Source organism: Sporosarcina luteola (assembly GCF_023715585.1).
Lineage (GTDB): Bacteria > Bacillota > Bacilli > Bacillales_A > Planococcaceae > Sporosarcina > Sporosarcina luteola_D.
This window is the reverse complement of the sequence record NZ_JAMBOK010000002.1, coordinates 422,039-444,462: the sequence shown is the minus strand read 5'-3', so window position 1 is coordinate 444,462 and position 22,424 is coordinate 422,039. Positions and strand designations below refer to the sequence as shown.

Genomic DNA, 22,424 nt, shown 5'->3' with positions numbered 1-22,424 from the left:
GGATGCAATTTCATTCCACCAAACGCCTTTTCCTTTGTCACTATGCGATTGGCAGAGTAAACTGGTCTTATTGATGTTTACTGAAAGCAGGTACATACATGAAAAAATCTATTCTACTCTTAATGTCTGTTCAATTTTTCGTATATCTAGGATTCGGCATCATCATCCCTGTTTTGCCGGAAGTGATTGTGCAACAGGGTCTTTCCGAAATCCATGTGGGCGGATTGCTGACGGTCTATTCACTCGCATCGTTCTTCACCGCTCCGTTATGGGGTTCATTATCCGACCGTGTTGGGCGCAAGAAACTGATACTCGTTGGCCTACTTGGCTTCAGTCTGAGTTTTTTCCTGTTCGCATTCTTCATTCATAACCTAACTTTGCTATACCTTTCCCGTGTCGTCGGGGGCATTTTCTCAGGGGCATTGTACACGGCGGTTACGGGGTTTGTCGGGGATATGACGACTGAGGAGAATCGGAATAAATACATGGGCTTGCTCGGCATGTCGATCGGGCTCGGGTTCATTTTCGGACCAGCGATCGGCGGTGTGCTCGGTGATATCAGCCTGCAAACTCCATTTCTCGCGTCCGGCGTATTGACGTTGCTTCTTCTAGTCTACGCGGGAATCATCCTGAAAGAGCCGGAGCGTACTGGGGAGGCGAATAAACGGGCATTGCTCCCGAAAGGCGGCATGTTGCTGTGGCAATACCGGATCCGGTACTTATTCCTGCTCTCCTTCATGGTGACATTGATTTTGGCAGGAATCGAATCCACATTCCAATTGTTCCAGATCTCCGCAATCGAAATCACACCGAAGCAAATCGGCTATCTGTTCATGGCGAGCGGGTTTGTCGATGCAGCCATTCAAGGCGGTGTCGTCCGTCGGGTGAAAAATGGGTCGGAAACGAAATGGATTTTGGGTGGCCAAATCTTCACGGCCATTGGACTGATCTTGATACCGTTCACGAGCAGTCTCTTCTGGGCGGGTGTTGCAATGAGCGTCTTCACTGCAGGAAATGCGCTCACACGGACAATCCTCGTTTCATTGACATCGAAGGAATCCGGCGGAAAGTATGGAACTGCCGCCGGCATGACGTATTCAATGGACAATATGGGTCGCATTATCGGGCCGATCTTATTCACATGGCTCTTGACGAGAATAAACGGCGACATGTACTACATTTCCGCTGCGCTCGCCGTCATTTCCATCTTCTTCATTTTCATGTATCGCAAGTCTTCGAAGACATTGCGCAATGCATAAGTAAAGAGAAGCCCTTCCACACACCGGAGGGGCTTCTCTTTTCGTTTAATTCGTCACCAATAGATGCTCAATTTTCCCCCTCACAAATTCGGGCATATCCTCTTCCGGAACTGACGCGATTTCCTTGAATGAAACCCCTTTCTTCATCAAGGAGTCAACAAGTACCCATCCAGCATAATACACTTCTCTTTCAAGCCCCGCCTCTCCCAGTCCGAAAGTGTATTTCATAACCACTTCCGAAGAGGAGTCGTTTACGTGCGGGAGGATGCCTTGCAAAATTTTAATCTCCTTTTCTTTCGCCTCTTTCAGCCATCCTTTCTTATGCTCGGTGTAATCCTCATCCGCATGACCCGGCACGATTGCTTGACTGACCCGCATTGCCAATCCTTCTTGCAGGATCGTTGATGCGATGGACCGTTCCCACGCTACCGATAAATCTGCAGTCTTTGCATGGATGATATGTGTCAATTCATGCGCCAAAACAATGTCCGACGCCCCCGTTTCCACTGGAATGCATAGTGCCAACCTGCTATCACCAATCGGCGCGACGAATGGATTTTCATCAAAAGCGCCTACAAAATAAACGACAGAAATTGAAACAGCATCTTCGTAGCCTAAATTGGCCTTCACTTTCTGCAGTACCTCTTCGATTCTCTGTTCATCCGGTTTCCATGATTGCAATGCCGGGATGGCTTCCCCGTACTGGTCCCATGCCCCTTCGACCAATGCGCGTGCCATCTTCCGCCCTTCATCCCCAGGAGGAACTGCTGCAAAATTGTAATGCTCCTCCCATAACGCCCATCTCTCATCAGCATCCGACGATTTCGCCTCTTCATAGAAACTCAAAAACTTCGGCACAAGATTCTTAACCTCAATTTTGCCCACCATACTCCCCCTTTTGTGTTCCTTCACTTCCCATTCACTATTTCTAGATAAGAGCTCAAAAGCCTTCTTTTACGCTATTGTTCATGGACAACTTCAGGTTTAACGACTATTGTTTTATCCAGCTCCGGATGCGCCATCCGTACGACAGATGGTCTTGCCAGTACGAGGACAACTCCAATGAGCAACAGACTGGACACGATCAATATCCATTGTGCCGGTAAGACATCATACAAGAACCCGTACAGTACCATCCCTAACGGCATAAGTGCCATTGCCATCGTTTCGAGAATTGAAAAGACGCGTCCTTTGTAATCGTCGTCGATCATCTTTTGCATCATGACCATCATCGGAGTATTAACGATGATTTGAATCAACCCAAAGCCGAACATGAGCATTGCATAATAGGCGAACATCAAAGGGTACGGCATGCTGATCATAAGCGGAAACGCAATCCCACTCATGAGCAAAGCCATTCCAATAATTCCCCGCTTACCAACCAATAATGGGAATTTCACTTCTTTACGCACTGATAAGTAAAGTGACATAAGCAACATTCCTACTGCGAATACTCCATCAACGAGGCCGAAATGCTCTGGCGCCATTTTCAACTTTTCGATGAGTATGAAAGAATGACCGACCATGAACGCACCGAATAGGAAGTTGATGAATAATGAAATCCAAATGATTGTCATGATGACCGGCTGCAATCTCAAATAAGAAAGCCCCGCTTTCATACTTTGCAGCATTGACTCTTTCGGCTCCCCTGCTACAACTTCTTTCCTTCTTGCGAATAGCTTGAAGTTCATCGTCGATTCAAGAAGGACTGCAATCATCGAGGCCGACATGTACATCACAAGGAATACGGGCATCTCGACCGTTCCATATAACACGCCCGCAATTGCCGGACTGCCGATTGCCGCGAAAGAAATTGACATTTGGTTAAGTGACATCGCCTTTTGAATCCGTGCTTCATCAACCAGTCCAGTTATCGACGAGCTGAAAGTCACTCCTGAAAACGTGGAGGTGACAGCCAAAACTGCCGTAGTGATATAAATTGCAACTAGCGATATTCCGAAGGCTACACTGACTGTCAGAAGGCCCCCTATCGCTAGGGTAGAAGCAATTTGTGCCGTTATGACAATGGTCTTTCGCGAATATCGATCCGCCACATAACCCGCAAAAGGTGCAACAAGTGTCCTCGGCAAAATACTGCAAATCAAATTCGTCGCAAAGCTTGTCGCAGACCCCGTCAATTGCAAAATGTAAAAACTTACAGCAAACGCATATACCTGTGCCCCGAACGATGCAATAAGTTTACTGATTGTAAAGGTCCACAGGTGATACGTCGCCCTTTTTAATTTCATCGCTTCACTCAAAATAGTCACTCCATTCAGTGAGTTTAATTTTATTAAACAAATAATACCACGCCCTCCTCTTCCAATACAAGAGAAAGTTTAATATAATTAAACTATATACAAAATAGGTTGGAGGTGTTCCTGCTGAATACATTAGGTGAACGGATCAGATCGCTGCGCAAACAGCGGAAGATGACATTGGAAGCATTGGCGGGAGACCAGCTGACAAAGGGAATGCTCAGTTTAATCGAGAACAATAAAGCCAATCCGTCGATGGAGAGCTTGTCGTATATTGCGGAGCAACTCGGCGTTGAAGTGTCTGAGCTGTTGGAGGAAACAAATCCACAAGAATTACGGGAAGTTTTGAAAACTGCTGAGCAACTTTTAAGAGTGGATTTTGATGAACTCACGGATGAACATGAGCAGATTCTCTCTTTACTAGAGCCTTATGTTGAGAAATTGACACAAAGCTATGAAGCTGCCAGGCTGTATGATATTTATAGCCGTGCTCTTTACTATGAGAAAAAAGATGGTTGGAGGGCGTATTTAGAAAAGGCTACGGACATTTATGATCAAATGAATATCACCCGCCACCTTGCCACTGTGGGCATTTTCCTTGCGATGGTAAAATTCACTGAGCATGATTACAATAGCGCTCTCGATATTTTATTGGAGGAGCGGTCCAAAATAGAAGCGCGGAATGGACTTATTGATCCCCTCACACGTCTCGATTTCGATTATTTGGAGGCAGTGCTGCACTATGCAGTTGGGAATTCAGAAGATGCAATACGCGTCATGAATGAAGGAATTGAGTTTTCGAAGGAGAAGCAGGTTTTCTATCGAATTGATCATCTCTACCGTTTGGCTACTTTCCATGCGATGATGAATAACAATCTGGAAGCAATGAGCTATTACGAAAGAAAGCTAATGCTCTACGGGGAGTTCGCGGATGACGAAGAAGCGGTCCTTTTTACTAAATATGCAAGGGTTCATTATTTAACTTCTTATAAGAAAGAGTATCAGCAGGCACTGGATCTTATTAATGACCATTATAATCAGCTCCATCTTACCAGAGGCCACACTCCCTACTCTTATATTGAAAAAGGCAAAGCTTTATACGGCCTGGGAAAATATGAAGAGGCGCTTTCCTGCTTTGGGAAAATTGTAATTGCAGATTATGTGCACCATCCATTCGATTTATCGATCTTCTATGAAAAAGATGCGTACGCAGCCCTTTGTCATCGGGCTTTAGGGAATGAAGCGGAAGCACTCCGGTCGATTGACATAGCGGTGAAAAACATTTCCTCCATGCCACGGACGCCATACAAGGATTTTATTATGGAGACGTATGAATTGATTTACGATCAATGAGATTGAGAGCAGTGAGAACTAGCTTTCTACGGTAATCCTTTTATTTTCGCTCTATTACAAGTTTGCATTTGATGCGGATGGCTCGCTATGAGCGCGGAATACCTCGCTTTGGGCGCGGAATGCCTCGCTTTGGGCGTGGAACGCCTTGCTTTGGGCGTGGAATGCATCGCTTTGGGCGCGGAACGCCTTGCTTTGGGCGTGGAATGCATCGCTTTGGGCGCAGAACGCCTTGCTTTGGGCGTGGAATGCATCGCTTTGGGCGCGGAATGCCTCACTTTGGGCGCGGAACGCCTTGCTTTGGGCGCGAAATGCATCGCTTTGGGCGCAGAACGCCTTGCTTTGGGCGCGGAATGCATCGCTTTGGGCGCAGAACGACTCGCTTTGAGCGCTGGCCATCGCCAATGAAAAATGCCGCCAAAGCATATTGCTTTAGCGGCATTTCCATTATGCTTCAATCGACTGATGCTCAATCGAACCGTTGAAGACTTCCTTATCCAATTCGCCATTCACACGTGCAGTTGTCACGCCCGCGGTCATCGAACCACTTACGTTCAACGCCGTACGTCCCATATCGATAAGCGGTTCAACCGAAATCAGCAAACCGGCAAGTGCAACTGGAAGATTCAAAGCGGATAAAACGAGAATCGCTGCGAATGTAGCTCCCCCACCGACTCCAGCAACCCCGAACGAACTGATAGCGACGATTACAATCAATGTAATCAGGAATGTCGGCTCCAATGGATTCTGACCGACAGTCGGTGCAATCATGACTGCAAGCATCGCCGGATACACGCCTGCACAGCCGTTCTGACCGATAGACAACCCGAATGAGCCCGCGAAGTTTGCAATCCCGTCCGGAACTCCGAGCCGATCGGTTTGTGTTTTGATGTTAAGTGGTAAAGTACCCGCACTAGATCTTGACGAGAAAGCGAACAGCAAAGCTTCCGCTGTCTTCTTCACATACGTGACCGGATTCAATCCGGATACCGTAATGATGATCAAATGGATGAGGAACATGACGAGCAATGCGACGTATGAAGCAAGGACGAATTTCCCTAAACTAAAGATCGCTGCAAAGTCGGAAGTTGCAACCGTCCTCGCGATGATCGCCAAAATTCCATAAGGCGTCAACCGCAGCACAATCCGCACGACTCCCATGATCAATGAATACAGGGCATCAATCCCCTTCTTCACCAAATTCGCGTTCTCTTCATCCCGTCTCACTAATGCCAAATAGGCAAATCCGAGAAACGCAGCGAAGATGACGACACCAATCGTCGATGTCGGACGCGCTCCTGTGAAATCCAAAAATGGATTCGCAGGCAAGAGTTCCAAGATTTGATCCGGCAATGCTTTGCCAGCCATATCCGCGGAACGTTCCTCGATGGAGACGCCGCGAGCAGCTTCCGCCTCGCCTTGGACAATTTCAGAGGCATCCAGGCCGAACAGCAACGACGCCGAGATACCAACCACTGCAGCAAGGGCAGTCGTACCGACAAGAATCCCTAAAATCAAGCCAGCCATCTTACCGAAGTTCTTGCCGATTGTCACTTTCGTGAACGCACCGAGAATCGATATGAACACGAGAGGAACAACAATCATTTGAAGAAGCTTGACGTAGCCAGTTCCCACGATATTGAACCAACTGACTGATTCCGCCAACACTTCAGAGTCGGCACCGTATGCAATATTCAGGATGAACCCGAATACGATCCCCAGTCCGAGACCCGTGAAAACCCTTTTGGAAAACGAAACGTTTTTGCGATGCATAGTATATAGAAGTCCTAGTAATAGTAACAATGCTACTATATTGACAAGCAGTAAAACTGTATCCACATCTTTTCCCCCTTCAGGAATAAATAAAAACTATAAAAAGACTATATACCCTTAAATCATATCAGTCAAGTAGGATTAACATTCTTCTATAAAACTTTCTTTTGAATGCAAAGTTCGACTACAGAAGTCCCCACATGTGGATGATATTCCCTTCTTTTTCGGTTGATTTTCGGTATACTAATAAGTAGCAGTCACTTAAGGAGGGCTTATATGGCAAGTTTTGTTACGATTACCTTAACATCCATTTTCATATTGAACATTTTCCTTGCGATTGCGCTGATTTTCCTCGAAAGAAGGGACCCTACAGCAACATGGGCTTGGCTTCTCGTGTTGTTCTTCGTACCTTTATTCGGTTTTATCATCTATTTATTATTCGGAAGAAAATTACGGAGAAAACATTCTTTCAGATGGGAAGGGAAAAATCGGATTGGAATCGAAACTTTGATTGATTACCAAATTGAATCCATCGAGAAAGGGACATTCGATTTCAAACTGGATGATACTGCGCTTTACCAAGACATGATCTACCTCCATCTTCGAAATAACCACGCAGTACTGACACAGGACAATGATGTTCAGGTGTTTAATGACGGCGTTGCAAAATTCGATGCCTTGCTGACAGATCTTGAAAACGCCAAAGATCATATCCATTTTCAATATTATATTCTGCGGTTGGACTCCTTAGGTACTCGAATTTTAAACGTCCTTATCAAAAAGGCGAAGCAAGGTGTGAAAGTTCGCGTCCTGTTCGACGATATCGGTTCGCGGGGACTCCGCATCAAGCACTTGAAAGAATTGATCGACTGCGGAGGCGAAGTGGCCGCTTTCTTCCCAGCCATCCTCCCGCTAATAAACCCCCGGCTTAATTACCGGAACCACCGGAAAGTCGTTGTCATCGATGGCCGCATCGGGTATGTCGGAGGTTTCAATGTCGGCGACGAGTACTTGGGACTGGATAAAAAGTTCGGCTATTGGCGCGATACGCATCTCCGCATTGAAGGAAGTGCACTTCATCCGCTGCAGACAAGATTCATCCTCGATTGGAACCAAGCGACTGAATTGGATGACATCGAATACGCGGAGCGCTATTTCCCTGCAATCCCTCGGAAAGGATCCGTTGGGCTGCAAATCGTTTCGAGCGGCCCTGATGCCGAGTGGGAGCAAATTAAAGACGGGTATTTAAAGATGATTTTCCTTGCGAAGGAGTATATTTACATTCAGACGCCGTACTTCATTCCCGATGTAAGCTTCCTCGATGCATTGCGGATTGCATGTCTATCCGGGGTGGATGTTCGAATTATGATCCCGAACAAGCCGGACCATATGTTTGTCTATTGGGCGACTTATTCGAATGTCGGAAAGTTGCTGCGGGCGGGCGCGAAAGTGTATATTTATGAGAATGGATTCATTCACTCGAAGCAGATTGTCGTCGATGATGAAGTATCCACAGTGGGAACTGCGAACATTGACGTGCGGAGCTTCAAACTCAATTTTGAAATTAATGCATTCATTTATGACCGCGAGAAATCCCACGAGCTCGCCGAACTGTTCGAACAGGATATGCAATTATCGACAGAGCTGACGTACGACATGTATTTGGAGCGGACCCGTTGGATCAAGATTAAAGAATCGGTCTCAAGATTATTGTCGCCGATCCTGTGAGACAAATAAAAAAATCCCCCGCCATCCTGAATTCCGGATGCCGAGGGATTTTTTCATTTTAAGCCAAGATATTCTTCAAGGGTGATGTTGCGTTTGAAGATTTCTTCGGCGATTTCTTTTCCGACATAACGGAAATGCCATGATTCATGCCTGTAGCCTGTGATGTGTTCCTTGCCTTCCGGGTAGCGGAGGATAAAGCCGTAGCGGTACGCGTTAGCCGCTACCCACTTCCCAGCCTCCGTATCCCCAAATTCAAATGATGCCCAGTACTTCTCGTAGTTCACTTCACCGATATCAAAGGCAAGTCCTGTTTGATGCTCGGAATAGCCTGGGCGCGCACTGTATCTATCCGCATTTGCCACGCCGTCCTTTTTGACGTATCGTTCATAGAGCGTCACTTGGTATTCATACGGGCGGTATGTGCTGAAAGCAGTCAAATTGATGCCGGAGAGTGTTGCCTCTGCCGCCATTTCATTGAACGCGGCTCTCGCCTCCTTGCTTTCTCCAGGAGCATAGGTGCTTGGCAAAGGATGCTTTTTATTCGCTATGACAATCCCGTTAATAATAGTCGGTTTGTCCGGGAGCTTCTGGCCTTCGACATAACCATTATTATTCGGGCTTGTCGGCGGTTTTGCCGTCACATTCGGCTTCTCCTCTTTTTTTGGTGCCGGTTTTGCTGGCGTTACGTTTTTCTCCGGCTCCTTCGTTTCAGGTTCTTTCGTTTCGGGCTCTTTCACTTCTGCAGGCGGCTCTTCTTCAACAGGTGTTTCCTCGACAGGAGGTGTTACTTCTTCCGGCGCTTCAGGTTCTGTCTCCGGCTCCGTCTCTTCCGGTTTTTCCGCATCCTCCGTTTCCCGCTCTTCCACAGGCGGCGTTTCTTTTTCACCGATGCCCACTTGTCTCAACGTTCTATTTACATCCCAATCATTCATGCCGATCCACACGACGATTGCCGTCATGAGTAAACTTGCCAGCAGCAGCGTGATCGTCAATGCCTTGTTGGGTTTTTTTCTACTTTGATACTTTCGTTTCCGGTTCATCTTATGTTGGCCTTCCTTCTACTCTAGGTATCTCTTATTTTTAACTATGTTCAAATCGCCATATGACGATGTTCTTTCCAGTCCGTGTATGCTATCATTTATTTGCGAATGTGTAAATGAAAGATTGTGAGGATTACGAATGAATAATCAACGGTGGCTATCGATAAGCTTTCTAACTTTCTTCTTTACATGGGGCGTTTTTCTCCCCTACTGGACGGGTTGGCTGACGATTGAAAAGGGCTTGTCCGTTAAGGACGCCAGCATCGTCATGGGTGCCGGGATGGTCGCCCGGTCGTTTTCCACGTTCCTTGTCTTCCCTTATTTGACAGCAAGAACGTCATATATTCGTGTCATGAAATGGATGACAGTGCTGTCGCTGCTCCTTGTCGTCCTCTATATTCCCGACTCTTCATTCAGTGTATTGTTCGTCATTACGGTTTTGTTCAGCGCCTTCTACCCGATCATCTTGCCGGCCGTCGAAAGCGGTGCCTCCGTCCTCATGCAGAAGGAGCATGTCCATTACGGAAAAAGCCGCTCGTTCGGTTCAATCGGTTACACCGTTGCACTCCTGCTCGTAGGCGGAGCAACAGCCATTTGGAATGAACAAGCCATCCTGTACATGATGATTGCCGGACTCGCGATTGCTGTTATATTTTATTCCCGTCCTGCGCCTGCCGTTTTACAAAGCATTCCTGATAGGAAAGACCCGCGCAATCGGAAAACCGGATTGAAGGACTTATTCGCGACGAAAGGCTTTGCGGTCATAATGGTGCTTGGCGTACTTCTCCAAGGCGCCCACGCTTCTTATTATAATTACGGCTTCCTGTTCCTCGACGACTTGAACGTGAACGGATTTTATATCGGAATTATATTGAATATCGCCGTCCTCTTCGAAATCCTTTTCTTCGTAAAGGCGGATCGGCTACTATCTGACGTACGGATTTCAACGATGTTCCTCATTGCCGCAATCGGGTCGACGTTGCGCTGGGTGCTCGTCTTCCTATTTCCGACTGCGCTTATTTTCATCGCGACGCAAGTTTTGCATGCCGCGTCGTTCGGAATCGCCCATTACGCGTTCATCCAATACATTTCGAAAAAGCTTCCGAATTCGCAGATTGCCGCGGCCCAAGGTTTCTACGCCGCATTCGCGATGAGCTTGAGCACTGCCATCCTGACGTTTCCAGCTGGCTATCTTTATGAGATCTCGCCAGGAACCGCATTTTTAGGAATGACCGTCTGTTCCATTCCTGCGATTTTTATCGTACTCGCAACCCGCAAAAAGTTGGCTTATTGATGTGTCCATGTCCTCCGTAACCGGGGGACGTTTTTTATTAAAAAATAATGAGTACTAACACAACGATGAATGAAATCGCAAACAGGATGGATAAATAGCGCATCCATTTGGACTCCCTCTCAAACCCTTGTTCCTTGAACGATTTAGCTCTTGAAGCATTCGTCAACGTAAAGAGCGCCATCATTGTCAGAATCGCATAGTCCAACTTCCCTCGAACGACAAAAAACAATGTCACAATCCCAAGCAGAACGATTCCGATGATGCCTGCTATCTTCTGATTCACGTTAAATCCCTCCAAAAAAGGCCGGAGATTGCTCTCCAGCCTCCAGTATGCCTTTGTTCAATCTTTTTTCGACTTCGGCTTCGCTTCTGTCTTTGCATCTGCCTTTGTCTCAGGAAGCGGTTGTACCACTTCCTTATAGTAAAACTTCCTGCCCAAGTATGTTTGGAAAATGAGCAATAGCCCACCGACCGCCCAATAGAGCGGAAGCGCAGCCATCACAGTGAATGAGATGAACATGATCATGATCGGCGACATATAGATGAACAACTTCATCTGCTGCTTTTGCTGCTCAGGCATCGTCCACAATGATACTCGCGCTTGGACGAAATAGACCGCACCGGCAACTAGCATCATGATCTTATCCGGCTCACCTAAGTTGAACCAGAGGAATTGATGCTCCTTTACTTCCGGCGGAGCGTAAAGGATTGCGAAGTAGAGGCCCATGATGATCGGCATCTGGATGATCAACGGCAGACAGCCCATGTTCAACGGATTGACGCCGTGCTTGGAGTACAAGCCCATCATCTCTTGCTGAAGCTTCATCTGCTCTTCTTTGTCTTCCTTTTCTTTCGCTTCTTTTATGCGTTTTTGGATGTCTTCCATTTCCGGACGGAGGGCGTCCATTTTCACTTTCATTTCTTGCTGCGCCTTATAGTTTTTCAACATTAGCGGCATGAGCACCAACCGGATGGCGACAGTGATGACGATGATCGCCAGTCCATAACTTCCGTTGAATGTTTCACCAAGGTAGTGAAGCAGCCATTCCATCGGCTTGACGAAAATATTATAGAACGTTCCTTCTTTGTTCTGGACTCCGGAACAACCACTCAGGAAAACGGCAGTGGTTATCAATATCGATAATAAACCAATTTTCTTTTTCAATAAATTCACCTTCACTATTTCAAACTACTGAAAAGTATACATCAATTCACTGTACAATTACAATCAATGACCGTCATTTACGAGTATTTATATGGATTCCCAATACAAGTGGCAGAATTTTTCCATACAGTCTCCCTTCTGCCCAAATAAAAAGACCGTCAATAGACGGTTCTCTTGTTGAACTAAATATCCGGTAGTAATTGAATAAGAACTTTTATTCACCAACTTGGAGTAAATATCTTTTTTCTTTTCCGCCATACTCAACAATCAAAATATCCTTTCTTTCTTTTGGCGCATAAATCTTAGCTCCGTTAGGTAATTTATTTGCCATTCCTTCAGTTATTTCCCCTACTTGCATCTCCTTTGTTAACTCTTCTTCTTCGATCCAAGTTACGCCTGTTTTATAAACCGCATCCTTAAACTCAAAGATATCTGCATCAGGATCTAGTTTCAAGACCTGTTTCTTACTTAAAACTCCTCCGTAATTTTGACCTGGACTTGTTTGACAGCTCGCTAAAATTGAAGGAATCAAAAGAAAAATAAGTATAATAGATACTAACCGCATAAATACCTCCCTCCATTTTCATGCATTGTTAAACAATACTCTTCAACTAACACGCACTGTTATAAAAGTATTCAACAACAAGGCCGTAAATCCTTTAATGGATTCACGGCCTTGTTAGCGAATTAAAGATATTTAGTAGGAATCTGTTGCTTGTAGTGGAAACATAAAAAAACGCCTCCATTACGGAAGCGGGTTGATTATTTGTTTTGGGGAGCTTGGCTCGGATCTTCTTTTTTACTGTAAAGACCATCCGTTTTTGATTCCTCGGATTTATCCTCTACTTCTTGATTGTAGTAATGAACGCTGGTTTGTGCGCCTTCACTTACCATTTTGTTGTCCTGCAAGTCATATGGATCCGAATGACCGGTTTTCGTCTCATCGGAACGATTCAGTTTTTGTGATTGTATAAAGGAATCGACCTTTGTTTTCATATTGTTCACCGCAACCATCGCTTTATCACGGTTTTCTTTTTTGCTGAAATATGCGTACGCGCCTGCAGCCAAAGTGGCAAGAAGTAGTCCATTTCCGTTTTTACGTGCCATAGCTATCATTCCTCCATTGATTTAAAAATCGTCTTATACTTGAGTATACCCTCTTCTCGAATTCGAAAACTCCGATCCATCGGAGATGACATTCCAAACCGAGACGTCACTAGTAGCATCTCATATCGTCCAATTCATATCAAATAATTCAGTTGATTGTTCTTGGATTTCACTCATTTTTTAGATAATTTACATTTTTATATTTCATTATGATGACAAGCGTAGTTTATTGTCCCATTTTTTGTTATGATAAAAAAAAGGTTTCCCGGAGGTGACTGCGACATGATTAGACCAATGACTGCCGATGATATTGGCTATATTCAACAAATTGCCCACATCACGTGGAATGATACATATGCGGGGATCATTCCTGAAAGCATTCAGACAGCATTTATCGACCGCTCCTATTCCAATGCAATGATGATCAAGCGGATGGAAAAAACCCATATGCTTGTCGCTGAATGTGAAAAAGGAAATCCGATCGGCTTCCTTAATTTCACAAGAGAAGACGAAGATGGCGACTCGGAATTGACGGCCATGTATATTTTACCGTCCCATCAGCATTCAGGCTACGGCAAAAAACTGTTAGACTATACGGTCAGCATGCTCGGCAACGCCAAACAACTTTTCGTTTACGTTGATAGCCGGAATACGGCAGGACGCGCTTTTTATGAAAAACAAGGATTTGAATTGCTAGAGGTCTTCGAAGAATACTTTGAAGGCTACCCTGTTGAAACAGCACAATACGTTTATTATATTCACGAAACAGTGTACGCCTATTAAGCTAAAAAGACGCTTCCCCGTCAAGGGAAAGCGTCTTTTTATTTTACAGCGGCCTCATTCCATCGCTGTTATAGGATTGATCTGCAAATTGAAGTTCATCCTGCAATGGCGGCTTTTTCGTAAAGCAGAGAATTGCAGCGACATAGAGCAGAATGGAAGGCAATGATAATATACCGCCTAACAATCCGGCAATAATGAACAGTATTCCTGCAAGCTTAGCATTTTTGTCTTTCCAGATGTTGACGATACCGATAATATTCAAAACGACGCTGATGATCATTGCGATGAGGAGAAACCAGATGAGTCCGCCCATGACACTAAAAGCTCCGTAAATGGCATCCATTTCGGCCTGCGTCATTGCAGGATCGGCCATCATTTCCATTTCAATATCCCTCATGGCTGCCGGATCGTTTTTCACGAGATTAAAAATAGCAATTGCAATAAAACCGACAATAACTCCAATCGCTGTCATAATGACAGCAATAATTGATAAAACTTTTTCTGCTGTGCGGTTCAAGTAAAGCACCCTTTCCTCTTGCATATTTTCTATCATAACAAGTATACGATTAGTAAAACAATAGGATTCGTTACTCATCTATTTCTTTTCAGAAGGCAAGTTTTGGAATACCCTATCCCGGGTAGTATATCTCTATGAAAGATATCCTTCACTATACGAAAGGAGAGGATGAAATATGGGGAAAAATCTACTGTTCACTTCGACGGACATGTTTTACACGGTCGCAGGCGCGTCTGTACTTACAGGCATCGTATATTTCGTCACAACTGCATGGGGATTGTAATCTCAAATAGAAATAACTAAAAGGCAATCCTTTAAGCATATTGGAGGATTGCCTTTTTTGTATGTTTACCTTCTTATGCTTTTACGTCGTCATACTCTTTGTATCGATTGAACGCAGTGACAACATACGAGCATACCGCTTCCATTTTATATCCCTTTTCACGGGCATACTCCGCGGCACGGTCGAGCAGTTGCTTGGCAACGCCTCCGCCACGCAATTCTTGAGATACATACGTGTGATCCATGACCATTACATCAGCAAGAAGTGTCCATGTGATTTCAGCCAGCATTTTTCCGTCCTTTTCGTGCCGGAACGCGAATGCGTCTCCACCAAGCTCAACTAATTCAAATTCCATGTGATCATCTCCTTTTCCAATATTCTATCATAGCGCACGCACGTATCACTTGAACCATGACTTGATCGATTCAAAAAGATCCGCAAAGAACTGCTGCACCTTTTCCCAAAAACCAGGATCGATATCGCCGAACTTTTCTTTGATGGTCGTCGCCATGTCGGATAATTGCTCCGAGAGCTTTCCAAAGTCGATGTCCAAATTCCGGATCCGGTCCATCAAGTCAATCAGCAACTGCCGATCAGCTTCGCTCAGCTCGATGTTCAGCTTCTTCAATTGGTCATTTACAATTTTCTCGACTTCTTCTTTCGTCGCAGGCTTGTTCTCGGCAATCGACTTTTTGATTTCCGTTAGGAGTTCAGCCACTTTGTCCTGATCAATGCCGGAGTCCTTCGCAAACTTCGTCGCCAAATTCAACTCGTCATTTGCGACATCCGTCCGCTCGGTGTCGAGAGTTTCCCCGGACACTTCATACGCCTTATAGATTCCGACTAATGCGGAATGCCCCGTCACCGGCTTCGGCGCCGCCACTTCGACGATTGCGTCTTCGATGCCGGCAGTCAGCATCGCTGTCGCATACATCTCGTTCGTCACTTGCGTAATATTGTCAGGCGTGACAATCATAATGACGAGGCCTTTCCCTGCATCCTGCCTTGTTATTTTGGCAGATGAATACATTCTCGCCTGGCTATTTCCGTCTTTAATATATTTCACAAGATCATTTCCAGCGACCGTAATCTCTTCAACTTCGGCAGTCTCTTCGACTTTCAAGCTTTTCTTAACGCTTTCCTTCTCTGCGTCTGTCAAGTTCGCACCCAATACAACAATGGGCACACCTAGTTTTTCGTCAATGGCCGTATCGGCTTTCGCATACGCCGGCAGCAAGCCCCCAACTACTAGCAGCAATACGCTCGCCGCCATCAAGATTCTCTTCATAAGCTTTCCCTCCTGTACTATGAAGTAGTACGAAGTGCATTGAAAAAGGTTCCAGTTCTCATTTCAAAGTCGTCCAGCCTTCACTTTGCGTAACTTTCCCTTCCTTCATAAGCTTGCCGAGCGCCCGTTTGAATGAACCTTTGCTCATTCCGAACATCTCGCTGATCTCATCCGGAGTCGATTTATCCGAAAACGGCATTTTGCCGCCTACATCGGTAAGGTAGCGGTAAACAGTCTCTGCATCATCGCCGAGCCGCTCCTCTTTCCTTGGCAGCAACGAGCCGTTCAGCGTACCGTCATCGCGTACATCGATGACCCGGATATCGACTTCCTCACCTAGACGCGGCTCATGCTCCCGCTCCGTATTATGGACGAATATCCTGTATGTTTCCGGAATGCTTAAAAAGAACGATCCAACCGGCAATAGACGGTATGCCCTTGCTTTTAAATTCTTATTGAAAGTCGTATCAGGTGCATCCTCAATCAATTCCAGCACCCTTTCCTCCGTTGCAAGGCGTCCGAAAATATTGCCACCGAGATCGGTGCGCAGTGTCATGAACAGCTCATCGTCCGTCTTTGGCCATAACGCCTTCACTCTAGGCAAGTCCGCTTTATTCACGAGCACTTCGAAGGAAGAGCCGATATCTACATAAGCGCCTTCCTTATCATCAATACGGATGACCCGTCCCCAACCGAACGACTCGCACGTCATCTTCGGAATGTTAGCCGTCGCCGTCAATTCTCCACGTCTGTTCATATATAGGAAGACTTCGACATCGTCCCCCTCTTCAATCGGGGATTCGAATTCCGAGGCATTAATCATGATCTCCTGCTCGTCTCCGCCATCCAGCACCCATCTAGATCCTTCCTGGCCAATTACGGTTAGTTGGGCAATAAAACCCGGTTTATGTTCAGTCATTTCATATCTCCTCTTCCATTTAGAAGCTTTGCCGTTCCTTCAGTCTTTGCACGAACCCGTCGTCCTCTTTCATCGCTTCCACCAGGTCCGTAATCCGGTCCATCGCATTCCAGCTCAAGTGGTGCTCGATTCCTTCAACATCCTGATAGATGTTCTTCTCTTCGACGCCGATGATTCGGAGAAACTGTTCAAGAAGTTCATGTCGCCTGACGAGCTTCTTTCCGAATGTCAATCCTTTTTCTGTCAGCTCCAGCCCTCTATACCGCTCATAGATGACATATCCTTCCCGGTCGAGACGCTGCGCCATTTTTGTTACAGAAGAAGGCAATACCGAAAGTGCTTCCGCCACATCGGAGACGCGGGCCTCTCCCCTCGCCTCGAGCTGCATATAAATCTGTTCAATATAATCTTCCATACTTGGTGTTGCCAATCGTTCCACCTCCAGTATGTACATTCCCTGCCCATTTAATGATAAATCATTCATAAGACAGTTTACAAAATCCAACTTACGGGTAAATTCACTATACCACTTCGAAGGAGTGAAAAAAATGGGTAAAATACTTTGGATTATTATCGTAGCACTAATCGCCTTCTGGCTACTCGGATTTGTCATGAAGGTTGGAGGCGGACTTATCCACCTTCTGTTAGTCATCGCAGGAATCATATTCGTCATCCAGTTATTGACCGGCCGACGATCAGTTTAGTGTAGTAGGGTAAAGAAAGGGTGCCAAAGTGGCACCCTTTCTTATTTTACTTTTCCGTAGATGCATGTATTCCGCAATTGCTCGCCATTAGCTGAAAGGGAATCGCATCTCAATGTACCTTCCAGCTCAAATCCTGCCCGTTCAGCTACAGAACGGCTTTTCACATTTTCCTCATCACATCTGATTTCCACTCTGCGGGCGTGCAGATCTTCGAATGCAAAGCGCGTCAATCGTTCAACCGCCTCGGTCATAAGGCCTCGCCCTTCGAATTTCGTATCCAGCCAATACCCGATTTCAAATTTTGGAACTGTCCAGTCGATGCGGTGAAGTCCCGTCGACCCGACGAATTCCCCCGTCTCTTTCGAGAACATATGGAGCCGCAAGTCTTTCCGTGTAATGAAATCGGCAATCGCCTGCCGCAGATTCTCCTCTGTCGAATGCAGCTCAGGCGCCTTTTGCGCAAATGGCATCCATTCCTTTAAGGCTGGCTGCGAATTCCGCATTGCATTCCACACATCAAGAGCGTCTTCCACTTCAGGCATGCGAATAATGAGCCTCTCCGACTCGAATTCGGCCGGGAAATTCGGAATACGTTTTTTCGGTTTTTCACCGATGCCTGCATCTTCCCACATGACGGGCGTCGTCGTTCCTGCCAAAAAGTCTTCCCGTGTCATTCCGTAGGTGACAGCGTCATAATAGGAATTCTCTTTTGGCGAGAACCACGCTTTCCGCAAGTGTGCTTCCTTTACAAACCCTGCACGCTCGAATGTCTTCCGCATCGCCAAGTTATCTTGTCGCGTATGGCCTTCAAGTCGAATCTTCTCTTCCGGCATGCCGAAGACGAACTCTGTAATGAGGCGCAGCGCTTTCGGTCCGTATCCGAATCCTCTGTAACGGTCCGCAATCCGGAGATCGAACAACGGGATTTCATCCTGCAAATCATGGATCTTCACGATTCCTACGATGTCATCTTCCTCATTTTGCACCCAGAACGTCTTCACTTCATCCGATTCATACCCGCCGTCTTCAATCGTCTTTTCGATCAGTTCGCGTTCCGGATGCGCATTTCCGTGGAACGGCCACGTATTCGTCGTCAAAAAATGGATGAGCTGTTCCTGTTCCTCCATCGTCCATTCCCGCAATTTCATTCCAATTCCCCCCGTTCGGGCTGCGTCCTTACTTATGGATCCGCATCAATCTCAATGAATTCAGCACAACAAGCAACGTCGCACCCATATCCGCGAAGATTGCAATCCATAAAGTCAACCATCCTGGGATGATCAAAAGCAGCGCTACAATTTTTAAACCTACTGCAAACATAATATTTTCTTTAATAATCTGCAACGTTTTTCGGCTTAATTTCATTGTATACGGCAATTGTCGGAGATCATCCGCCATTAAGGCGATGTCCGCCGTCTCAAGAGCCGCGTCCGTGCCGGCTCCCCCCATGGCAATCCCGATTGAGGAAGCGGCTAACGCCGGGGCGTCATTGATGCCGTCACCGACCATTGCGACCCGCCCGTATTGACCGATCAATCCTTTTACGGCAGTCAATTTGTCTTCAGGCATGAGTCCTGCACGGACATCCGTCACACCAGCCAGTTTCGCAATCGCTTCGGCTGTCCGCTCATCGTCACCCGTCAACATGACTGTATGCATGATGCCGACCCCTTTCAATTGATGGAGGACATCAGCGCTTTCCTCCCGTAATGGATCCGTCACGGCGATCAACGCCTGGAATTCATGATCAAAGAGAACCGCCATGACGGATTTCCCTTCCTCCTGCAAGCTCTCCGCGCGTTTTTTCATTTCCGCAGGGAGTTCTGCAAGCTCAGACGCCCACTTCATGCTCCCAACGTGAACAAGGACCCCATCCACTTCCCCGAAGGCCCCTTTCCCTGTAACCGACTGGAAGTTCCGGATGTCCGCCCCGCCTGCGCCTTGCTCCTTCGCATAGTCGGCGATTGAGCGAGCCAGCGGATGCTGGGACATCGATTCGACCGCTGCTACTGCCCGCAGGATATTTTGTTTCTCCCCGTCTATGGCGATAAAATCCGTCACTTCAGGATATCCCTTTGTCAACGTTCCCGTCTTGTCGAAGGCGACCGCAGTAATACGCCCCATCTCTTCAAGATAAACGCCTCCTTTAATGAGGACGCCTTGGCGGGCGGCATTCCCGATCGCCGTCACAATGGCGACAGGCGTAGATACGACAAGTGCACAAGGACAGCCGACAACTAGCACCGCCAACCCTTGGTAAATCCAAGTATGCCACTCCCCTCCTAATAGAGGTGGGACGATGGCGACTAAAATCGCAATGCCGATAATGATCGGCGTGTAATATTTTGCAAATCGATCGACGAATTTTTGAGACGGCGCCTTCTCTGCTTGAGCATCCTCAACAAGGTGGATGATTTTAGCGATCGTAGTGTCACCAACAAGCTTCGTAACAGTCACTTCGAGCGCGCCTTCTTCATTCAACGTTCCCGCAAATACTTCGTCATCCTGCTGCTTCAATACAGGGACCGATTCCCCCGTGATCGCCGCCTGATTGACAGTCGATTGCCCGCTCTTAACGATGCCGTCCATTGCAATTTTCTGCCCCGGCTTCACGACAAGGATATCGCCGACTTGGATATCCTCCGTCGGCAGCTCCATCATGCTTCCGTCCCGTTTCACGATTGCGGACGCAGGGGCGATATCCATAAGCTGACGGATCGATTGACGCGCTTTATTCATGGAGTATGCTTCAAGCGCTTCACTCACTGCGAATAAAAAGACAACGACCGCCGCTTCCTGCCACTCTCCGATGATTGCCGCTCCGATAATCGCAATCGTCATCAACGTCTTCATGTCGAAATCAAGTCGTACAAGGTTCTTGATGCCTGTGATGAACATACCCGTCCCGCCAATCAGGATGGCGGCTGCAAAAAGGCTCGTTGCTGCAGTAGGATGCGGGATGTCCCGATAGGTGAAATACATCCCCGCAATGACGAACAACAGAGACAGGAATGTCACGATATTTTCTTTCCTTTTATAAAACGGAATTTTTGGCTCCGTATTCCTTTTCGTCAAAGGCACGACTTGAATGCCATCGAATGCCCCAGCCGCCTGAAGCTCTTCCATCGTCGCATCACCTGTGAACGAGAGCTTTGACGCGCCAAAGTTAACTGTCGCTTCCGAAACGGAAGGGATGCTATTCACATTGTTTTCGAATTTCATTGCACAGTTTGCACAAGTTAAATTCTCGAGTCTGTACTCCGTTTTAGTGGACATCCGATACAACCTCCCCTTCCGAGGCGTGATCGTGGGCGATCTTTACCAAGTTATGAACGTGGCTATCCGCAAGCGAATAATAGACCATCTTTCCTTTGCGCTCCGATTTCGCAAGACTGTTCTCCCGCAAATAGCGAAGATGATGGGACGCCGTTGCATTAGATGCGCCGATGACCGCCGCCACGTCACAGACGCACATCTGCTCCTCGAGCGTGAGCGAATAGGCGATCTTCAATCTCGTTTCGTCTGCGAGCGCCTTGAATATTTGTACCATGCCGCTAACATCCGGCAGGCCATTTTGAACTTTCTCGACTACTTCCTCATGGATGACTGTCACTTCGCATGTATCTTTAACCTTCATTCCAGCACCTCATTCAAATGTTCGTTTGATTATAGATAGTATATGTACACTTATTTCCGAATGCAAGTATAATCAAACGTTTATTTGAATGAAATTTTTAGTCTATGAAAAGAGGGTTATCGGTTCCCATATGGAAGTTAGACATATCGATCATCAACTGAAATTGGAGTGTTGAAGTATGCAAACAGGAAAGCGGAATGCCATTACGGATGTACCCGGAGTGAAAGTTGGCCATGTGACATTGCACGAGGAGTCCGGCCCCGAAAGCGCCTGCACGGGCGTCACAGCCATCTTGCCCCATGATGGAAATAGTTTCGATCAAAAAGTGCCGGCAGCGAGTTTCGTATTGAATGGATTCGGCAAATCGGCGGGGCTTATCCAGGTGGAAGAACTCGGTGTCATTGAATCTCCCATTATGCTTACCAATACATTCAGCGTCGGCGCGGTTCTGGAAGGGACGTTGCGGCATATGCTCGAAGAGAATACCGCTATCGGGGACTCCACCAGTTCCTTGAACATCGTAGTCGGCGAATGCAATGACAGCTATTTGAACGCGATGCGATCGATGATTGTCCGGCCGGAGCATGCGATTGAGGCAATCCGTAAAGCGAGCAGCGGTTCGTTCGAACAAGGTGATGTCGGCGCGGGGAAAGGGATGATCTGCTTCGGTCGAAAAGGCGGGATCGGTTCCTCTTCAAGGGTTGTCCCTTATGGGGAGGAATCATTCACAGTCGGTGTGCTGACACTGACGAATTTCGGAAATCCGGAAGAATGTCTAATCGATGAATGGCTCGTGCGGAATAAGATGCAACTGAGGACGGCCCCTGACAACTTGGAGACGTCGAGTGAAATGCATAGCAAAAAACCGGATGGCTCGATCATGATCATTGTCGCGACGGATGCGCCGGTGGATAGCCGGCAGCTGAAGCGATTTGCAAAACGTGCCTCCATCGGCCTCGGACGGACCGGCTCCCATATTCATAACGGCAGCGGCGACATCATCATCGCCTTTTCGAATGCGTATACGATTCCGCATGCTAGCGAAGGCGTCGACACGGTGAGTTATACGTTGCTGCGCGACGACGCCAAAGTGATGAACGAACTATTCAAAGCAGTCATCGAGGCGACGGAGGAAGCGGTATATCAATCAATGATGCATGCAGAGACGACTACAGGGAGAAATGGACGGACGGTGGAACGATGGCCGGTTGTGAAGGTTGATGATGTATGAGCGCGATATCGAATTCTTGAGCGTGGAGACAGAAAGGTTGAGCGCAATACCGAATTCTTGAGCGCGGAGACGGACAGGTTGAGCGCAA

The 22,424-nt window shown here is 46.9% G+C and carries 24 protein-coding genes; 8 read left to right on the top strand and 16 right to left on the bottom strand.

What is annotated here, in order from left to right; translation table 11 throughout:
* Window positions 1-98 precede the first annotated feature (98 nt).
* Window positions 99-1,259, top strand: coding sequence for an MFS transporter (locus M3193_RS12660; RefSeq protein ID WP_251628197.1), 1,161 nt, complete (start codon window positions 99-101; stop codon window positions 1,257-1,259).
* A 45-nt stretch (window positions 1,260-1,304) separates the two neighbouring features.
* Here the strand turns inward: M3193_RS12660 and M3193_RS12655 are convergent, their stop codons facing one another.
* Complete coding sequence (locus tag M3193_RS12655; RefSeq protein ID WP_251628195.1) at window positions 1,305-2,144, bottom strand: hypothetical protein; 840 nt, start codon at window positions 2,142-2,144, stop codon at window positions 1,305-1,307.
* Window positions 2,145-2,218: 74 nt separating this feature from the next.
* Window positions 2,219-3,520 (bottom strand): MFS transporter, encoded by a 1,302-nt coding sequence (locus M3193_RS12650; protein WP_251628193.1) that lies wholly within the window; start codon window positions 3,518-3,520, stop codon window positions 2,219-2,221.
* A gap of 114 nt (window positions 3,521-3,634) precedes the next feature.
* Between M3193_RS12650 and M3193_RS12645 the strand changes: the two genes are divergently transcribed.
* Both M3193_RS12645 and M3193_RS12640 read left to right on the top strand, forming a co-directional pair.
* Window positions 3,635-4,870, top strand: coding sequence for a helix-turn-helix domain-containing protein (locus M3193_RS12645; protein WP_251628191.1), 1,236 nt, complete (start codon window positions 3,635-3,637; stop codon window positions 4,868-4,870).
* Between the two features lie 87 nt (window positions 4,871-4,957).
* Window positions 4,958-5,275: a hypothetical protein gene (locus M3193_RS12640; protein ID WP_251628189.1), complete on the top strand. Its 318-nt coding sequence runs from the start codon at window positions 4,958-4,960 to the stop codon at window positions 5,273-5,275.
* A 39-nt stretch (window positions 5,276-5,314) separates the two neighbouring features.
* On the opposite strand, the gene M3193_RS12635 is transcribed toward M3193_RS12640, so the two are convergent.
* Window positions 5,315-6,640 carry an L-cystine transporter gene (locus tag M3193_RS12635; protein WP_285851990.1) on the bottom strand — a complete coding sequence of 442 codons (1,326 nt, stop codon included), beginning with the start codon at window positions 6,638-6,640 and terminating at the stop codon, window positions 5,315-5,317.
* Between the two features lie 276 nt (window positions 6,641-6,916).
* Between M3193_RS12635 and cls the strand changes: the two genes are divergently transcribed.
* Complete coding sequence (gene cls / locus M3193_RS12630) at window positions 6,917-8,368, top strand: cardiolipin synthase (RefSeq protein ID WP_251628185.1); 1,452 nt, start codon at window positions 6,917-6,919, stop codon at window positions 8,366-8,368.
* 53 nt (window positions 8,369-8,421) lie between these two features.
* Here cls and M3193_RS12625 read toward each other — a convergent pair whose 3' ends face one another.
* Window positions 8,422-9,408 carry a M15 family metallopeptidase gene (locus tag M3193_RS12625; RefSeq protein WP_251628183.1) on the bottom strand — a complete coding sequence of 329 codons (987 nt, stop codon included), beginning with the start codon at window positions 9,406-9,408 and terminating at the stop codon, window positions 8,422-8,424.
* A gap of 139 nt (window positions 9,409-9,547) precedes the next feature.
* On the opposite strand from M3193_RS12625, the gene M3193_RS12620 reads away from it, so the two are divergent.
* On the top strand, window positions 9,548-10,702 hold the full coding sequence (locus tag M3193_RS12620) for an MFS transporter (RefSeq protein ID WP_251628181.1): 1,155 nt from the start codon (window positions 9,548-9,550) through the stop codon (window positions 10,700-10,702).
* 37 nt (window positions 10,703-10,739) lie between these two features.
* Here the strand turns inward: M3193_RS12620 and M3193_RS12615 are convergent, their stop codons facing one another.
* From M3193_RS12615 to M3193_RS12600, 4 genes are all read right to left on the bottom strand, one after another.
* Window positions 10,740-10,985, bottom strand: coding sequence for a hypothetical protein (locus M3193_RS12615; RefSeq protein ID WP_251628179.1), 246 nt, complete (start codon window positions 10,983-10,985; stop codon window positions 10,740-10,742).
* Window positions 10,986-11,042: 57 nt separating this feature from the next.
* Entirely contained in the window at window positions 11,043-11,867 is an 825-nt protein-coding gene (gene yidC, locus M3193_RS12610; RefSeq protein WP_251628177.1) for a membrane protein insertase YidC, read from the bottom strand.
* Between the two features lie 214 nt (window positions 11,868-12,081).
* On the bottom strand, window positions 12,082-12,432 hold the full coding sequence (locus M3193_RS12605) for a hypothetical protein (protein WP_251628175.1): 351 nt from the start codon (window positions 12,430-12,432) through the stop codon (window positions 12,082-12,084).
* Between the two features lie 197 nt (window positions 12,433-12,629).
* Window positions 12,630-12,974, bottom strand: coding sequence for a hypothetical protein (locus M3193_RS12600; RefSeq protein ID WP_251628173.1), 345 nt, complete (start codon window positions 12,972-12,974; stop codon window positions 12,630-12,632).
* Window positions 12,975-13,256: 282 nt separating this feature from the next.
* Here M3193_RS12600 and M3193_RS12595 point away from each other — a divergent pair, with 282 nt between their 5' ends.
* A complete protein-coding gene (locus M3193_RS12595) occupies window positions 13,257-13,757 on the top strand; it encodes a GNAT family N-acetyltransferase (RefSeq protein WP_251628171.1) in 501 nt (166 codons plus the stop codon).
* A gap of 43 nt (window positions 13,758-13,800) precedes the next feature.
* Here the strand turns inward: M3193_RS12595 and M3193_RS12590 are convergent, their stop codons facing one another.
* From M3193_RS12590 to mntR, 5 genes are all read right to left on the bottom strand, one after another.
* A complete protein-coding gene (locus M3193_RS12590) occupies window positions 13,801-14,274 on the bottom strand; it encodes a DUF4064 domain-containing protein (protein WP_251628169.1) in 474 nt (157 codons plus the stop codon).
* Between the two features lie 356 nt (window positions 14,275-14,630).
* A complete protein-coding gene (locus tag M3193_RS12585; RefSeq protein WP_251628167.1) occupies window positions 14,631-14,912 on the bottom strand; it encodes a GNAT family N-acetyltransferase in 282 nt (93 codons plus the stop codon).
* 45 nt (window positions 14,913-14,957) lie between these two features.
* Window positions 14,958-15,845 carry a DUF1002 domain-containing protein gene (locus M3193_RS12580; protein ID WP_251628165.1) on the bottom strand — a complete coding sequence of 296 codons (888 nt, stop codon included), beginning with the start codon at window positions 15,843-15,845 and terminating at the stop codon, window positions 14,958-14,960.
* A 58-nt stretch (window positions 15,846-15,903) separates the two neighbouring features.
* On the bottom strand, window positions 15,904-16,764 hold the full coding sequence (locus tag M3193_RS12575) for a CvfB family protein (protein WP_251628157.1): 861 nt from the start codon (window positions 16,762-16,764) through the stop codon (window positions 15,904-15,906).
* Window positions 16,765-16,783: 19 nt separating this feature from the next.
* Window positions 16,784-17,194: a transcriptional regulator MntR gene (mntR, locus tag M3193_RS12570; RefSeq protein ID WP_251628156.1), complete on the bottom strand. Its 411-nt coding sequence runs from the start codon at window positions 17,192-17,194 to the stop codon at window positions 16,784-16,786.
* A gap of 118 nt (window positions 17,195-17,312) precedes the next feature.
* On the opposite strand from mntR, the gene M3193_RS12565 reads away from it, so the two are divergent.
* Window positions 17,313-17,468: a lmo0937 family membrane protein gene (locus M3193_RS12565; protein ID WP_153009923.1), complete on the top strand. Its 156-nt coding sequence runs from the start codon at window positions 17,313-17,315 to the stop codon at window positions 17,466-17,468.
* A 41-nt stretch (window positions 17,469-17,509) separates the two neighbouring features.
* Here the strand turns inward: M3193_RS12565 and M3193_RS12560 are convergent, their stop codons facing one another.
* The 3 genes from M3193_RS12560 to M3193_RS12550 are packed head-to-tail and all read right to left on the bottom strand — an operon-like array spanning window position 17,510 to window position 21,105.
* Window positions 17,510-18,616, bottom strand: coding sequence for a GNAT family N-acetyltransferase (locus M3193_RS12560; RefSeq protein WP_251628154.1), 1,107 nt, complete (start codon window positions 18,614-18,616; stop codon window positions 17,510-17,512).
* A 28-nt stretch (window positions 18,617-18,644) separates the two neighbouring features.
* A complete protein-coding gene (locus tag M3193_RS12555) occupies window positions 18,645-20,744 on the bottom strand; it encodes a heavy metal translocating P-type ATPase (protein ID WP_251628152.1) in 2,100 nt (699 codons plus the stop codon).
* Window positions 20,734-21,105 (bottom strand): ArsR/SmtB family transcription factor, encoded by a 372-nt coding sequence (locus tag M3193_RS12550; RefSeq protein ID WP_251628150.1) that lies wholly within the window; start codon window positions 21,103-21,105, stop codon window positions 20,734-20,736. Before M3193_RS12550 ends, M3193_RS12555 begins: the two co-directional genes overlap by 11 nt.
* A 178-nt stretch (window positions 21,106-21,283) precedes the next feature.
* On the opposite strand from M3193_RS12550, the gene M3193_RS12545 reads away from it, so the two are divergent.
* Window positions 21,284-22,336 carry a P1 family peptidase gene (locus M3193_RS12545; protein WP_251628149.1) on the top strand — a complete coding sequence of 351 codons (1,053 nt, stop codon included), beginning with the start codon at window positions 21,284-21,286 and terminating at the stop codon, window positions 22,334-22,336.
* The last annotated feature ends 88 nt before the right edge of the window (window positions 22,337-22,424 follow it).